The 13,504-nt window shown below is 61.2% G+C and carries 13 protein-coding genes; 5 read left to right on the forward strand and 8 right to left on the reverse strand.

The annotated features are described in order from the left end of the window. Positions 1 to 2: 2 nt before the first annotated feature. The 3 genes from JHD64_RS17485 to JHD64_RS17495 all read right to left on the reverse strand — a co-directional run bounded on the left by JHD64_RS17485 (position 3) and on the right by JHD64_RS17495 (position 3,513). Positions 3 to 818, reverse strand: coding sequence for a shikimate dehydrogenase (locus JHD64_RS17485; RefSeq protein WP_199054558.1), 816 nt, complete (start codon positions 816 to 818; stop codon positions 3 to 5). Positions 819 to 830: 12 nt separating this feature from the next. Further along, positions 831 to 2,582, reverse strand: a complete 1,752-nt coding sequence (locus JHD64_RS17490) for an FAD-dependent oxidoreductase (RefSeq protein ID WP_199054560.1) — start codon at positions 2,580 to 2,582, stop codon at positions 831 to 833. A 91-nt stretch (positions 2,583 to 2,673) separates the two neighbouring features. After that, entirely contained in the window at positions 2,674 to 3,513 is an 840-nt protein-coding gene (locus JHD64_RS17495) for a sugar phosphate isomerase/epimerase (RefSeq protein WP_199054562.1), read from the reverse strand. Positions 3,514 to 3,552: 39 nt separating this feature from the next. Here JHD64_RS17495 and JHD64_RS17500 point away from each other — a divergent pair, with 39 nt between their 5' ends. Continuing rightward, positions 3,553 to 3,861, forward strand: coding sequence for a hypothetical protein (locus tag JHD64_RS17500; RefSeq protein ID WP_199054564.1), 309 nt, complete (start codon positions 3,553 to 3,555; stop codon positions 3,859 to 3,861). Between the two features lie 369 nt (positions 3,862 to 4,230). After that, entirely contained in the window at positions 4,231 to 5,601 is a 1,371-nt protein-coding gene (locus tag JHD64_RS17505; protein WP_199054566.1) for an aromatic acid/H+ symport family MFS transporter, read from the forward strand. Positions 5,602 to 5,624: 23 nt separating this feature from the next. On the opposite strand, the gene JHD64_RS17510 is transcribed toward JHD64_RS17505, so the two are convergent. Next, positions 5,625 to 6,281 carry a TetR family transcriptional regulator gene (locus JHD64_RS17510; protein WP_199054568.1) on the reverse strand — a complete coding sequence of 219 codons (657 nt, stop codon included), beginning with the start codon at positions 6,279 to 6,281 and terminating at the stop codon, positions 5,625 to 5,627. 202 nt (positions 6,282 to 6,483) lie between these two features. On the opposite strand from JHD64_RS17510, the gene JHD64_RS17515 reads away from it, so the two are divergent. The 3 genes from JHD64_RS17515 to JHD64_RS17525 all read left to right on the forward strand — a co-directional run bounded on the left by JHD64_RS17515 (position 6,484) and on the right by JHD64_RS17525 (position 10,097). After that, entirely contained in the window at positions 6,484 to 7,590 is a 1,107-nt protein-coding gene (locus JHD64_RS17515; protein WP_370540975.1) for a porin, read from the forward strand. A 69-nt stretch (positions 7,591 to 7,659) separates the two neighbouring features. After that, on the forward strand, positions 7,660 to 9,063 hold the full coding sequence (locus JHD64_RS17520; RefSeq protein ID WP_199054572.1) for an MFS transporter: 1,404 nt from the start codon (positions 7,660 to 7,662) through the stop codon (positions 9,061 to 9,063). A gap of 128 nt (positions 9,064 to 9,191) precedes the next feature. Further along, positions 9,192 to 10,097, forward strand: coding sequence for a LysR substrate-binding domain-containing protein (locus JHD64_RS17525; protein WP_199054574.1), 906 nt, complete (start codon positions 9,192 to 9,194; stop codon positions 10,095 to 10,097). A 5-nt stretch (positions 10,098 to 10,102) separates the two neighbouring features. Here JHD64_RS17525 and JHD64_RS17530 read toward each other — a convergent pair whose 3' ends face one another. The 4 genes from JHD64_RS17530 to JHD64_RS17545 form a co-directional block, all read right to left on the reverse strand. Next, positions 10,103 to 11,245, reverse strand: coding sequence for an alpha/beta fold hydrolase (locus JHD64_RS17530; RefSeq protein ID WP_199054577.1), 1,143 nt, complete (start codon positions 11,243 to 11,245; stop codon positions 10,103 to 10,105). A gap of 167 nt (positions 11,246 to 11,412) precedes the next feature. Further along, positions 11,413 to 12,156, reverse strand: coding sequence for a protein phosphatase CheZ (gene cheZ, locus JHD64_RS17535; protein ID WP_059284317.1), 744 nt, complete (start codon positions 12,154 to 12,156; stop codon positions 11,413 to 11,415). A gap of 53 nt (positions 12,157 to 12,209) precedes the next feature. Continuing rightward, complete coding sequence (gene cheY / locus JHD64_RS17540) at positions 12,210 to 12,596, reverse strand: chemotaxis response regulator CheY (protein WP_199054579.1); 387 nt, start codon at positions 12,594 to 12,596, stop codon at positions 12,210 to 12,212. Between the two features lie 81 nt (positions 12,597 to 12,677). Then, on the reverse strand, positions 12,678 to 13,504 hold an 827-nt coding region (locus JHD64_RS17545), incomplete at its 5' end, for a chemotaxis protein (protein WP_199054578.1).

Raw genomic sequence — 13,504 nt, forward strand, 5'->3', positions numbered from 1 at the left:
CCTCAAGCAGCCAGCGGACCCTGCGCCAGCAGGAAGTCCAGCATCAGTTCTCGCACGGCGGCAAACATGTCACCACCTACCACGGTGTGGCAGCCTAGTGCTCGCGCCTGTTCAATCAGCGGGGTGACCGCCGGGGCGGTAATCACATCGCCAACAAACATCTCGCCATGTAGCTTGCTGGCATCAATCGGCAACGGGTCGCTGGCTTGCATGCCGGTGGGCGAGGCATTGATGGCAATGGCAAAGCCGCTGGGGTCGTGGCTGCCTATGCGCAGCTGGCCGGGGAAGCTGGCGTTAAGCCGGTTAATCAGCTGGTCGCGGCGGCTGGTGTCGGCATCGTGGATGGCCAGTTCGCTGACGCCGTTTTCCAGCAAGGCCAGCGCAATGGCCGAACCCGCCCCGCCAGCGCCCACCAGCAGCGCGCGCTTGCCTTCCGGCTGGCAGCCAGCTGCGCGCATGGCGGCTACATAGCCGGCGCCGTCACACATGTCGCCGTGCCAGCTGCCGTCGGCATTGCGCCGCATCACGTTGACCGCGCCCAGGCGGCGCGCCCGGTCGCTGCTGCTGCTGCACTGGGCATACATGGCGAACTTGTGCGGCACGGTGACGATGATGCCGTCCAGATTACCCGCCAGGCTGATGCCCTTGACGTAGGCATCCAGATTGGCCGGGCTGACATGGCTGGGCACCAGAATGGCATTACGGCCTTGCTGTTGCAGGGCGGCGCTGACGCCAGCCGGGGATTTCACCTGGGCGATCGGGTCGCCCACGATGGCCAGTACACGGGTGGCACCATCCAGTTGCAGGGTTTGGGTCATGTTGTGCTCTCCTTATTGGGTAACGGTGTCGCGCGTCTGGGCGCGGGTGTGGCGTTGGCTGGCGTGGGTGGCGGCAATGCTGGCAAATACCAGCGCCGGGCCGATGGTGATGCCGGGCGCGGTATACACACCGCCCATGATGGAATGCATGTCATTGCCCACCGCATACAGGCCGGCAATGGGCTGGCCGTCGCGGCCCAGTACCCGCGCCTGGGTGTCGGTTTGCAGGCCGGTGGCCGCACCGATGTCGCCGGGGTACAGCCGCACCGCGTAATACGGGGCTTCGGCGAGCGGGCCGATATTGGGGTTGGGCTGACCGCGTGAGGGGTCGCCCATGTTTTGCTGGTAGGCGGTTTCACCACGGTGGAAGTCGCTGTCCACGCCGCTGGCGGCAAAGCGGTTGTTGCGCGCCACGCTGTCCTCCAGCGTGGCCGCATCCATGCCCAGCTTGCCGGCCAGCTCGGCCAGTGTGTTGCCTGCGGTCAGGTAGCCATCGGCCAGGTAGGGTTCCAGGTTCTTGCCGCCGGGGCGCACCATGCCGATGCCGTACTGGCGCAAGGCGGCAGCATCGCAAACAAGGTAGGCCGGAATGCTGGGCGTGCTGCGATTGGCTTGCTGCATGGCCAGGCCAAACAGGTGGTAGGAGGTGCTTTCGTTGACAAAGCGCGCGCCACGGGCATTGACGGTAATCATGCCGGGCTTGGCGCGGTCCAGCATGAAGTGCGGAAACACCGCCTGGCTGCCATCGGCACGGCGGCGCAGTGATACCGGTGCCCAGAACGCCGGGCTGAGGCTGCCTTCGGCCAGTTTTGCACCAAGGTCGCGTGCCAGCTGCTGTGCCTGACCGGTATGGCCGGGCGCGCCGGGGCACCAGTCCATCTCTATGCCCGGCAGCAGGCGGGCGCGTTGTTCCGGGTCGCGGTTGAAACCGCCGCTGGCCAGAATCACCCCCTGCTTTACCTTGATGCTGCGGCTGGTCTTGCCCTGGCACAGGGTGAGGCCGTACACGCCGCGCTCATCGTGCCGGATGTCGCTGGCCTGACAGCGCAGTGCCAGCTGCACATTGCCCCGTTGCGACAGCGAATACAGCAGGCGGCCTACCAATGCATTACCCATCACCAGCCGGGTGCCGCGCGGGTAGGACAGACGGTCGCTGGCATGGCGCAGCAGCAGCTTGAGCGAGTGCCTGAACGAAGGCAGCGAGGACTTCAGCTTAAGCAGGTGGTTGATGTCGGTGCGGTCCACCATCATGCCGCCCAGCACGGTGAATTCGGGGATGGGCGGGCGCAGTACGGCAAGCAGCTCGCCCAAGAGGCGGCCATCAAAGGGCAAGGGTTCCAGCGCCCGGCCATTGAGGGTGGAGCCGGGCAGGTCGGAAATGTAGTCCGGGTGTTTGGGGTAGGGGCGGAATTTCACCTCGGTGGCTGCTTCCAGCGCGGCTACCACGGCCGGGCCGGCTTGCAGGAAGGCCTGGCGCAGTGCCGGGTCGGCCCGTTCGCCAATGGCCTTGTCCAGATAGCGGGCTGCTTCGGCCAGGGTGTCTTGCGGATTCACCCGCGCGCTGTGCAGGGTGCCGGGTATCCAGGTGGTGCCACCAGACAGGGCGGTGGTGCCGCCCACGTATTCGCTGTGTTCCACCAGCAGCACTTTCTGTCCGGCAAGGCCGGCAAACAGTGCGGCAGCCAGCCCGGCACCGCCGGCACCAATCACCACCACATCAAATTCACTGCCTTGTGCAGGCAGGTTTTCCAGTTGCAACAGCATGTCAGTCTCTCCGTATTGCTGTCTTGCGTCCGTTTTGTTGCATAAAAGCAACCAGTCGGTACGTTTTGTGAATTTTTTTAATGGAAGATTGTTACGTGCCAGCCGACTCCAGCGCTGTGCCGTAGGTGCGCTGCAATATTTGTTGTGCAGCACTGCGCAGCAGCTTGGCCCGCTCCACGGCACCCAGATGGGCCTTGCTGTGCATCGGCACTTCCAGCGCAATCGGCAGCTCCGGCGGCAAGGCCAGCAGCAGTTCGCCCAGCGCCAGCCCGCCATGGCCCGGTGGCATGCGCTCGGCGCGGGCCTGGTACAGCAGTTGTTCGATGGAGTCTGGCTTGGCGGCCGGGGCATCGCACAACTGCATGTAGTGCAGGCGCTGGTCTGGCACCTTGGCCAGCATGGCCGGGGTATCACCGGCGCGGTCGAAGTGGATGGCATCCACCAACAGGGCGGCATTGTCCTGGCCAGCCTGTTCCAGCAGTTGCAGGGCCATGGCGATGTTGCGGATGTCAGTCCAGGGCATGGGCTCGATATTCATGCTCAGTCCCAGCGGCGCGCCCAGTTCACACAGCCGGGCAAAACTGTCCACGCAGCGGGCAAAGTCCGGGTCGTTGCCGGCCACCAGTACCTCGCGTGCGCCCAGCCGGGCGGCGCTTTCCAGCATGGGCAGATAGCTGGCGACATCAAGCTCTGCTTTAAGGCGAAGTATTTCCACATCAGACACTTGCAGGCCGCTGTCTTGCAGGCGCTGCAAGGTTGCGCGCAGCAGCGGGCTGTTGCCCAGCATGTCGTGTTGCGGTTCTTCGGCGGTGGCCGGCAGCAGGCGCAGGCCCACATGGCTGAAGCCGGCAGCAGCGGCGCAGCTGACCATGTCGGGCGGGGATAGCTCCAGCATGCTGAGGGCAGCAAGGGCGAGCTGGCGTGGTGGCATGAGTCTCTCCTGTATTGCTGGCGCAGGCGGAGGGCGTGCTTGCCTTCCCCTGCCTGGCCAAGCTGTTTTGCGGTGGCTGATGGCTGGGCAGTATGCAATTGCAAAAAATGGAATGCAATTCAAAAAAATAACTTTGTTTTGGTTTTGCGCTGGGGTGTCGTGTCCGGCGGCCATTACTGGCAGGCGACAGGTATGCGCTTTTGCTTGTCGGTTTCAGCCGGAAAATGCAGGCCGGGCTTGCATTTGTGGCGTGACAGGGCTCAGGGATTTCCCGCACTGAAACAGGGCGGGGCAGCGGATTTCTGTGCTTGTTTCCGGCTGTTGTATTTTTTTAATGTACTGATTTGACGTAGGAAAACTACAAAAACCAGGCGCTGGTGCATGACATGGATATCTGCACATGGATGGGGCGCTGTTATCGTAAATCGGTATAACTGATAGATTTTTTGCGGTATGTTTTTGGGAATCATGCCAAGTCAGAATGCGATCCATGCCAGTGACGCATGGACAAGCATGCCAAGCCCAGGCAGCACCAGGCAGCAAGCGGTGCACGGCCGGACCAGCCCGTCATCAGCGGCAGGCTCCACCCACCAACAGCAAAGACGCCGACAAGGGACAGCAGCTTCACCAGCCTGCAGCTGACCGGCAAGGGCAGGGCAGACAGCCAGAACAACAAGGCAGCGATTGATAGTCAGCGCTGCAACAGGAGACAAACAGATGAGTAAGGCCAGCAATGTCATCAATGTTCGGTCATTGATCGACGATCGTCCCATCAACCGCTTTCAGTGGCTGGTGGTGTTTTTCGGATTCTGCATTATCGCGGCCGACGGTTTTGACGTGGCCATCATGGGTTTCATCGCCCCGGAACTCAAACGCCTGTGGCATGTGACCAACCCGCAGCTGGCACCGGTACTGAGCGCCGCGCTGGCGGGCCTGACCCTGGGTGCCTTGTTTGCCGGTCCGCTGGCAGACTACCTGGGCCGCAAGGTGGTGCTGGTGTTGTCGGTGTTCTTCTTCGGATTCTGGACGCTGGTGACGGCCACTTCGGGTGACATCACCCATCTGGTGATCTTCCGCTTCCTCACCGGCCTGGGCCTTGGTGCTGCCATGCCCAATGTCGGCACGCTGGTGTCGGAATTTGCGCCGGAACGCCGTCGCTCCTTCCTGGTTACCGTGGTGTTCTGCGGCTTTACCGTGGGTGCTGCCGGTGGTGGCTTCCTGTCGGCCTGGATGATTCCGCATTTCGGCTGGCAAAGCGTGCTGATTTTTGGTGGTGTGCTGCCGATTGCCGTCTCTATTGCGCTGTTGCTGTTCCTGCCGGAATCAGTACGTTTCCTGGTAGTGCGCAATGCCCCGGCCGCCCGTATTGCCAAGATCGTGCAACGCCTGGCGCCGGACCTGTCCATGAAAGATGCCAGCTTCACCATGGGCAATGCCGATACCGCACTCAAGACCAATTCCATCCGCACTGTGCTGTCCCGCCAGTACCGCTTTGGTTCCTTCATGCTGTGGCTGGGTTACTTCATGGCGCTGTTCGTGGTCTACCTGATGGGCAGCTGGATGCCGACCCTGGTGAAGGAGTCTGGCTATACACTGGCTGATGCCGCCTTCATCGCAGCCTTCTTCCAGTTTGGCGGCCCGGCAGGTTCCCTGTTCATGGGCTGGTGCATGGACCGCGCCAATCCGCACAAGGTGCTGGCAACGACTTATGCCTTGGGTGCACTGCTGCTGTTCGGTTTCACCTCGGTAGCGCATGAATTGCCGTTGTTGTGTGTGCTCACCTTCGCCGTGGGCTTCTGTTTCAACGGCGCCAATACCGGCATGAATGCCTTGTCTGCCGGCTTCTACCCCACGGCGGCGCGTGCCACCGGTTCCAGCTGGATGCATGGTGTGGGCCGTATCGGTGCGGTACTCAGCGCCTTTGCCGGTGGCCAGATGCTGGCCTGGGGCTGGACCTTCTCCCAGGTGTTTGCTGCCCTGGCCGTCCCGGCCGGCATCATCGTGCTGTCGCTGCTGCTGAAAAACCTGGCCAGCAAGGGCTTGCCGGTACAGCCGGTAAGTGCTGCCAGCAAGGCCATGCACCATTGATGACAAACTGACGGGCTGCTGACTCAGTCGGCCGCCCGCTCCAGATAGGCCAATACCGTATCAATGACGATTTGCCGGTGACGGCTGGCGTGTTCGGGCAGGGTGAGATCGCGCCCGAACAGGCTGGCAAAGGTGTGGCGGTTGGATACGCGGTAGAAGCACAGCGAGCTGATCAGCATGTGGACGTCGATGGCATCCGCCTGGTCGTGGAATACCCGGTCGGCAATGCCACGCGCCAGAATGCCTTCCACCACCTCGATCACGCTGCGGTTGCGCTGGCGGATGATGTCGGAATCGGCAATATGCCGCGCCTGGTGGATGTTTTCGATACTTACCAGCCGGCAGAAGTCGGGATGGTTGTGGTGGTAGTCGAAGGTAAAGCCGGTGAGCAGGGCCATGGCTTCGCGCGGTGGCAGGCCTTCCAGCTGCAGCTGTTTTTCGATATCGCGGATTTCGCCATACACCCGTTCCAGCACCGCGATGTACAGCTCCTTCTTGCTGCGGAAGTGGTACACCACCATGCGTTTGTTGGTATTGGACTGCTCGGCGATATTGTCCAGCCGGGCACCGCTGAAACCGTGCTGGACAAATTCGGACTGGGCCGCTTCCAGAATGCGCTGGCGCATGCCTTCGGGGTCGTTCTTGCGCCGGGTGGGCAAGCTGGGGCTGTCTGTGGACATCAAAACCGGATACCAATGAAAGGAGAAGTGGCAATAAAGGCTGAATCTGCCCGCTTTTGATGACCAATGTCAATCTGCCGACAGCCAGCGTCAGCAGCGAGCAGCGTAGTAAGGGGTGGGGCCACTCGCGCAGGCCGTGCCCGGATTGAGGATTAATTTTAAACAAATATCAATCTGTGAATAAACAGATATGGAGATAATCGTGAAACACAAGACCCAATTGCTGCTGCTGGCTTCCCTGTCCCCGCTGCTGGCCAATGCCGCGCTGGCGGACGATTCCACGGTCACCATTTATGGCCGTATCCATGCCGACTTTGAAAATACCAAGTCCGGCGCGGCCAGCACGGCTTTCTCCACCAACAAGGTACAAAACGACACCTCGCGCATCGGCTTCAAGGGGACCGAGGACCTGGGCAACGGCCTGAAAGCCATCTGGCAGGTGGAATCCGGCGTGGCCATCGACGATGGTTCCGGCACCGGCTCCAATACCTGGGCTGGCCGCGAAAGCTTTATCGGCCTGAGCTCTGATCAGCTGGGTACGCTGAAGGCCGGTAACTTCCTGGTAGCCATTGACGACTTGCACTATATCGCCGGCAACAGCTTCCAGTACGCCACCGGTATTTCCAACGATGCCACGCTGTGGGCCAATGGCGGCAGCCTGGCCAGCGGCGGTTTTGATGTGCGCGCCGGTAATTCGGTAAGCTATCAGACTCCCAGGTTCAATAATGTCACGGCACGTATCCAGTATTCGCTGACCAGTGGCACCGGCGGTGCCGAAACCACCAGCCATGGTGCAACGCTGGTATCCGGCAACCTGACTTATGACGATGGTCAGCTGCGCGTGGGTTACGGTTTCCAGCAAAACCGCGCCATGCAGGTCATGTCCAGCAACTTCTACCAGAACGGCCTGATGCACATGCTGGCGGTGGGTTACAACTTCGGCAGCGTGTATGTGGGTGGCCTGGTGGAACATGACATCCTGGACAACATCAACCAGACCGGTAACAGCCGTAGCCGCAATTACGGCAGCCTGATTGGCACCTACACCACCGGCGCCAATATCTTCTCGGCCCAGTATGGTCAGGCCGCGTCGTGGAAGGGATCGGCTGCGGTGCAGGACAGTGGCGCCAAGATGGGCACGCTGGCTTACAACCGTGTACTGAGCAAGACCACCCAGGTGTATGTGCTGCTGACCGAGCTGCACAACCAGGCCAATGCCACTTATGTGCTGGGCGGCAACCCCAGTGCCACAGCCGTGGGTGCCAGCAAGCAGCATTCGCTGGCCGTGGGCATGTGGAAAAACTTCTGATTCTGATACCTCCAGCTCAACCGCAGGGTGGGGACGACCCGTCCTGCGGTTTTATCCGTTTGTCTGCCCATGCAACTTGCTGACCGCTTTAGCCCTTCCTCACTGATCGCCTTGCTGGTGGCCGGCGCATTCTTCATGGAAAACCTGGATGCCACGGTCATCAACACCGCCTTGCCTGCCATGGCGGCAACTTTTGGCGTGCAGCCGGTGGACCTGAACATCGGCATCACTGCTTATTTGCTGACCCTGACACTGTTGATTCCAGCCAGCGGCTGGCTGGCCGACCGGTTGGGCTGCCGTCGGGTGTTCATGGCCTCCATCGTACTGTTCACGCTGGCATCCTTGCTGTGCGCCATGTCGCAAAACCTGTGGCAGTTTGCCCTGGCGCGGGTGCTGCAAGGCATTGGTGGCGCGATGATGGTGCCGGTGGGGCGGCTGGCCGTATTGCGCAACACGCCCAAGCAAAACCTGATGCAAGCCATCGCCATGATTACCTGGCCGGGGCTGGTGGCACCCGTGCTGGGGCCGCCATTGGGTGGCTTCATCACCACCTATGCTTCCTGGCACTGGATTTTCCTGCTGAACCTGCCCTTGGGCATCGTGGCACTGGGGCTGGCCTGGTGGCTGATTCCTCCGCAGGATGACCTCGCCGCCGCCAACCGTTTTGATTGGCCAGGCTTCCTGCTGTGCGGCATGGCCTGTCTGTTGCTGATGAGCGGGCTGGAGCAGGTGGGCGGCCACGGCCACCTGATGCTGGCCATACTCTGCTTGTTTTGTTCCGGCGCACTGTTGACGGGCCTGTGGCGGCACTGCCAGCGTAGCCATGCCCCCTTGCTGGATTTGTCCATCCTGCGCATTCGCACTTACCGCACCACCATTGTCGGCGGCTCTTTATTGCGCGCTGCCATCAATACCACGCCGTTTTTGCTGCCGTTGATGTTCCAGTTGGGCATGGGCATGGATGCCTTCCGTTCCGGCCTGCTGCTGCTCACCCTGTTTGCCGGCAATCTGGGCATGAAGGTGTTGACCAGCCGCACGCTGCGCCGCTTCGGTTTTCGCAGCACGCTGTTACTGAGTGGCCTGGCGCTGGTGCTGCTGACCTTGCTGATTGCCACCTTCGGGCCGGATACGCCTTGGCCCTGGCTGGTGCTGGTGTTGCTGCTGTCCGGCATGGCCCGTTCCATGACCTTTACTACCTTGAGTACCCTGGCTTTTGTCGACGTGCCGCCAGCACAGATGAGCCACGCCAATACCCTGTTCAATATGCTGCTGCGCATGGCCTATGGCTTCGGTATTGCCATTGCGGCGGTCGGCCTGCGCATGGCTGCGTCCTGGTTGCCGCAGGCCAGTGTGCTGACGCATTACCATTTTGCCTTTGTGCTACTGGCTGGCCTGACCTTGCTGGCACTGTGGGATGTGTGGCAACTGCCGCCGACTGCCGGGCAGCTATTGAGTCAGCAGCCGCGGCATTGATGCCGCCAATATCTGTTTGGACAGACGGCAAGGGTAATGCCATGCTTCTGGCTTGGTCGTCAGGCCGGGACAGCATGACAGGCTCCGCCTGCGCGGCGGGCAGGCATCACGATAACAAGGTTGGGTGTATGGATTTGAAACAGTTGCAGTACTTTACCTGTGTGGCGGAGCTGGGCAGTTTTACCCGCGCCTCAAATGCGCTGAACATTGCCCAGCCGGCGCTCAGCCGGCAGATCCGCATGCTGGAAGTGGAGCTGCGGCAGAACCTGCTGATTCGCAATGGCCGTGGGGTGACGATGACCGAGGCGGGCAAGGTATTGCTGGAGCACAGCCTGGGCATTTTGCACCAGGTGGAGCGGGTGAAGGAGGAACTGGGCAAGGTGCGTGGCGCCATGGCCGGCCATGTGGTGGTGGGTTTGCCGCCCAGCCTGCTCAAGGTATTGGCGGTGCCGCTGACCAAAACCTTTCGCGCCCGGCTGCCCAATGCCTCGCTGTCCATCTGCGAGGGCTTGTCGGTCACCATGCACGAGGCGCTGGTGGCCGGGCGGCTGGACGTGGCCCTGCTGTACAACGTGATTCCCTCGGCAGAAGTGGAAACCTTCCCCCTGCTGGAGGAGGAGCTGTTCCTGATGACGGCCCGCTTTGACCATGCGCCGGACAGCATTACCCTGCGCGAGGTGGCCGGCACGCCCTTGATCATCCCCAGCCGGCCCAACTCCATTCGCATGCTGGTGGAGTCCGAGCTGGCCAATATCGGCTGCCGCCCCAACATCGAGCTGGAAATCGACGGCGTGTCCGCCATTCTGGAACTGGTGGCCGATGGCTATGGCTCGGCGGTGCTCACCCGCAGTGCGGTGGCCTCGCTGGCCGATGCCTCGCGCTTTACCGTGCGCAAGATTGTCGAGCCGGTGCTGTCCAGCAAGCTGGCCATGGCCATCAGCCTGCGCCACCCCTCAACACTGACCCAGCAGCTGTTCATCGACCTGATTCGCGAGCAGATCCGGGTCTGGCTGGGCTACGAGCAAGCCGTCTGAGTCGGCTAGCGCAGGTGCTGTAGCAACTGGTCGGCCACCGCCTGCCATTTCGAGCTGGAAATCACCGCGTGGCCGGCATCCTCGATGATCACCGCCTCGGTATCGTAGGAGCGGGCGGTGGCGGCCACCACCTCTGGCGGAATCAGGCGGTCGCGGCTGCCGCCGATGACCTGCACCTGCGCGCTGATATTGTCCGGATTGACATAGGCAGGCTTGCCCTCGGCCGCTTGCAGGGCGATGGCCTTGCCCAGCGGGTCGCCCATGAATTCGACCACCGGCTCCAGCGTGCCCGGCAGCAGGCCCCAGGGCGGTACCGAGCAGATCAGGCTGGCCTTGCGTATGCGCTGATTGCCGTCCAGCACGCGCTGGGTGAGAAAGCCGCCCATGGAGTGGCCCACGATCAGCACCGGTTTGTCGGCCAGCTGTTCCAGGACGTGGTAGACGTCTTCCTCATAGCCGCGCAAGGTCTGGTTGGCGCGGGCCGGGCTGCCGCCATGGCCGCGCAATGACAGGGCGGTGCTGCTCAGGCCGTGGCGGGCAAAGTAGGGCAGGAAGTTTTCCCGCCACTGCCAGCCATCTCCGGCCACGCCGTGAATGAACAGCACATGGGCGCGTGCTGCCACGGCATCGGCATGAAACAGTTCGATGCCATCGTTCATCTCGTAGCGGCAGGCTGCGGCCGGGTCGGCCTCGGCCAGCTGGATCTGGCAAGAGGTCTCCTCGCCGTCCTGGGCAAAGCGGGTGGTCAGGCCACGGCATAGCGAGGCCATGCGGCCATTGCGGCGCAGATACTGGATGCGCAGGCTGTTGACCTTGCGGCGGCGGGCATGCTCCAGCGCCTGGTCGAACAACATGCGGCCTATGCCCTTGCCCTGGCAGAAGCTGTCCACGCTGATGCCCAGCTCGCCGCAGGGATGGCCTTCATGCTGGAACACCGCGATATGCACCACGCCGATCAGCAGGCCACGGTACAGCACACCGATGACGATGTCGCGATTGAAATTGATGCGGTCGACGTAGTCGGCGAGGGCGGCCTCGCTCATTTCCAGACCAAAGCGGGTAAAGCGGTCTTCGTCGCTCAGTATTTGCAGGTGTGCAAGAACGGCCGGGCGGGTGGTTGCCTGAAGCCGGCTGAATTCGACGTTCATGAGGCTTCCTTCATTGTGCATTGCAGCAATGTTGAGTGTAGGCTTTTCCTCCGCCAATGCAAGCAGCAGCGGCAACAGGCGGTGCAGGCCGCGCCTGGCCGCAGACCGTCAGCCATGACAAAGCCCCGCCGTGGCGGGGCTTGGCTGGCTGCAGCGACCGGGCCGGGCTAGAAGCCCAGGCTTTCCAGCAGGTCGTCCACTTGCTGCTGGTTGGACACCGCGTCGGGCTGGCCTTCCGGATTGATGACCGGGCCGTTGAGCAGATTGCTGTCCAGTTCTCCCTTTTTGTGCTCGGGTGAAAACTGCACCAGCAAGGTCAGCATTTCTGTTTCCAGGTTCTTGAACATGTCCATCATCTTCTTGATGACCTGGCCGGTCAGATCCTGAAAGTCCTGCGCCATCACGATTTCCAGCAGCTGGGTATTGGTTTCGTGGGTTTGCTGCGGCACCTGGTTCAGGTACTGGTGGGTATCCTGCGCCAGCTGCTTGAATTCCTCGGTGGACAGCTGGTTGGCATAGAGCAGGTTCCAGCGTTCGGCCAGGGTTTTCGAGTGGTTGCCCAGATGGTCCTGCAGCGGCTGGGCGACATCGATGGCATTGAGCACCCGGTCGGCCGCGCTCTTGGTGAGCGAGGCGATGTAGCTCAGCCGGTCGCGGGCGTCCGGTATGGCGTCGGCAACGCGCTCCAGCGACTTGTCATAGCCCATGTCGCGCAGGGCATTGTGCATTTTGCGGGTGATCTGGCCGATCTGTTCGTACATCTCTTCGCTGTCATTGGTGCTGCCGGCCTCGGGCTGGGCTGCCACTGCCACCGGGGCAGGAGCCTCTTGCTCTTTGTGCTGGCTGGCAATGCTGTCAAACAGTGCTTCGAGATCCGGGGAATCTCCGCTATCAAGAATGTGATCCGGCACGATAGCCTCTCCTCTGTGTTGACCTGGCAAGTTGGTTGGCCATGTTGATGCGTTTATTTGTTCATGGTCTGGAAGATCTTGTTCATCTTTTCTTCCAGCGTTGCGGCGGTAAAGGGTTTGACGATGTAGCCGCTGGCACCGGCCATGGCCGCTTCGACGATGTTTTCCCGCTTGGCTTCGGCGGTAATCATCATGAAGGGCAGATGCTTGATCTGCTGGTCGGCGCGTACTGCTTTCAGCAGCTCGATGCCGGTCATGTTCGGCATGTTCCAGTCGGAAACGATGAAGTCGAAGTTCTGGCTCTTCAGCTTGTGCAGGGCCACCTGGCCGTCCTCGGCTTCGTCTATATTGGTAAATCCCAATTCTTTCAACAAATTGCGAACAATTCTTCTCATGGTTGAAAAATCATCGACCACCAGGAATTTGATATTCTTGTCCACCATGAATGACAGCTCCAGAAAAATGATTTTCCACGGAATCGGCAGCGCTGCGCCCTCGTTTTGTTTCCTGTCAGTACGGTCTTATCTTTGCAGGTAAGGCATCAGGGTTTCAGACAAGACGGCGGGATCGAACTTGGCCACATAGGCATCCACCCCCACGCTGGAGCCCATTGCCCTGTTGGCGTTGGAGGACAGCGAGGAGTGCATGATGACCGGGATGCCCTTGAAGCGGACATCGGATTTGATCAGTTTGGTCAGCACATAACCGTCCATTTCCGGCATTTCCGCATCCACCAGAATGATCTTCAGATAGTCGTGCAGCGACTCGTCTTCGCCCCAGCTGCGGCTGGCCAGCACTTGCAGGCGGTCCCAGGCTTCGCGGCCATTGGTGGCCTGCTGAAACTTGATGCCCATCTTTTCCAGCACGCTGGTGATTTCCTTGCGCGCCACCACCGAGTCGTCGACGAAGAACAGGTACTGGTCGGTTTCCAGCTGTGCCTGCGGAATGTCCGGCAGCCGCGGTTCGCCAATCACCGATGCCAGGATTTGTTCCACATCCAGGATGGAGATCAGCTTGCCGTCTTCCAGTTCGGTAATGGCGGTGATCATGCTGGAGTTGCTACCGCTCATCATCATGTTTTCCGGGGCGCGTACCCGGTCCCAGTCGACGCGGATGATATGGTCGACCGAATCCACCAGAAAAGCCTGGGTGCTTTTGTTGAATTCGGTGACGATCATGGTGTCGAACTTGTGCTGGCCGCGTTCGGGGTCGACAAAGCTGGCCAGCGAAATCACCGGGATGATGTTGCCGCGCAAGGACAGCACGCCCTGCACGCCAAAGGGCATGTTGGGGGTTTTGGTGATGGCCGGCGTCTGCGATACCTCGCGCACCTTGAATACATTGATGC

The sequence above is a fragment of the Aquitalea sp. ASV15 genome, assembly GCF_016429115.1.
Classification (GTDB): Bacteria; Pseudomonadota; Gammaproteobacteria; order Burkholderiales; family Chromobacteriaceae; genus Aquitalea; species Aquitalea magnusonii.

What these genes read in the sequence shown, in the direction of transcription:
- JHD64_RS17495 (WP_199054562.1), bottom strand. Translation starts at nt 3,513, where the DNA reads ATGCCACCACGCCAGCTCGCCCTTGCTGCCCTCAGCATGCTGGAGCTA.
- JHD64_RS17485 (WP_199054558.1), bottom strand. Translation starts at nt 818, where the DNA reads ATGACCCAAACCCTGCAACTGGATGGTGCCACCCGTGTACTGGCCATC.
- JHD64_RS17505 (WP_199054566.1), top strand. Translation starts at nt 4,231, where the DNA reads ATGAGTAAGGCCAGCAATGTCATCAATGTTCGGTCATTGATCGACGAT.
- JHD64_RS17490 (WP_199054560.1), bottom strand. Translation starts at nt 2,582, where the DNA reads ATGCTGTTGCAACTGGAAAACCTGCCTGCACAAGGCAGTGAATTTGAT.
- JHD64_RS17520 (WP_199054572.1), top strand. Translation starts at nt 7,660, where the DNA reads ATGCAACTTGCTGACCGCTTTAGCCCTTCCTCACTGATCGCCTTGCTG.
- JHD64_RS17525 (WP_199054574.1), top strand. Translation starts at nt 9,192, where the DNA reads ATGGATTTGAAACAGTTGCAGTACTTTACCTGTGTGGCGGAGCTGGGC.
- JHD64_RS17510 (WP_199054568.1), bottom strand. Translation starts at nt 6,281, where the DNA reads ATGTCCACAGACAGCCCCAGCTTGCCCACCCGGCGCAAGAACGACCCC.
- JHD64_RS17530 (WP_199054577.1), bottom strand. Translation starts at nt 11,245, where the DNA reads ATGAACGTCGAATTCAGCCGGCTTCAGGCAACCACCCGCCCGGCCGTT.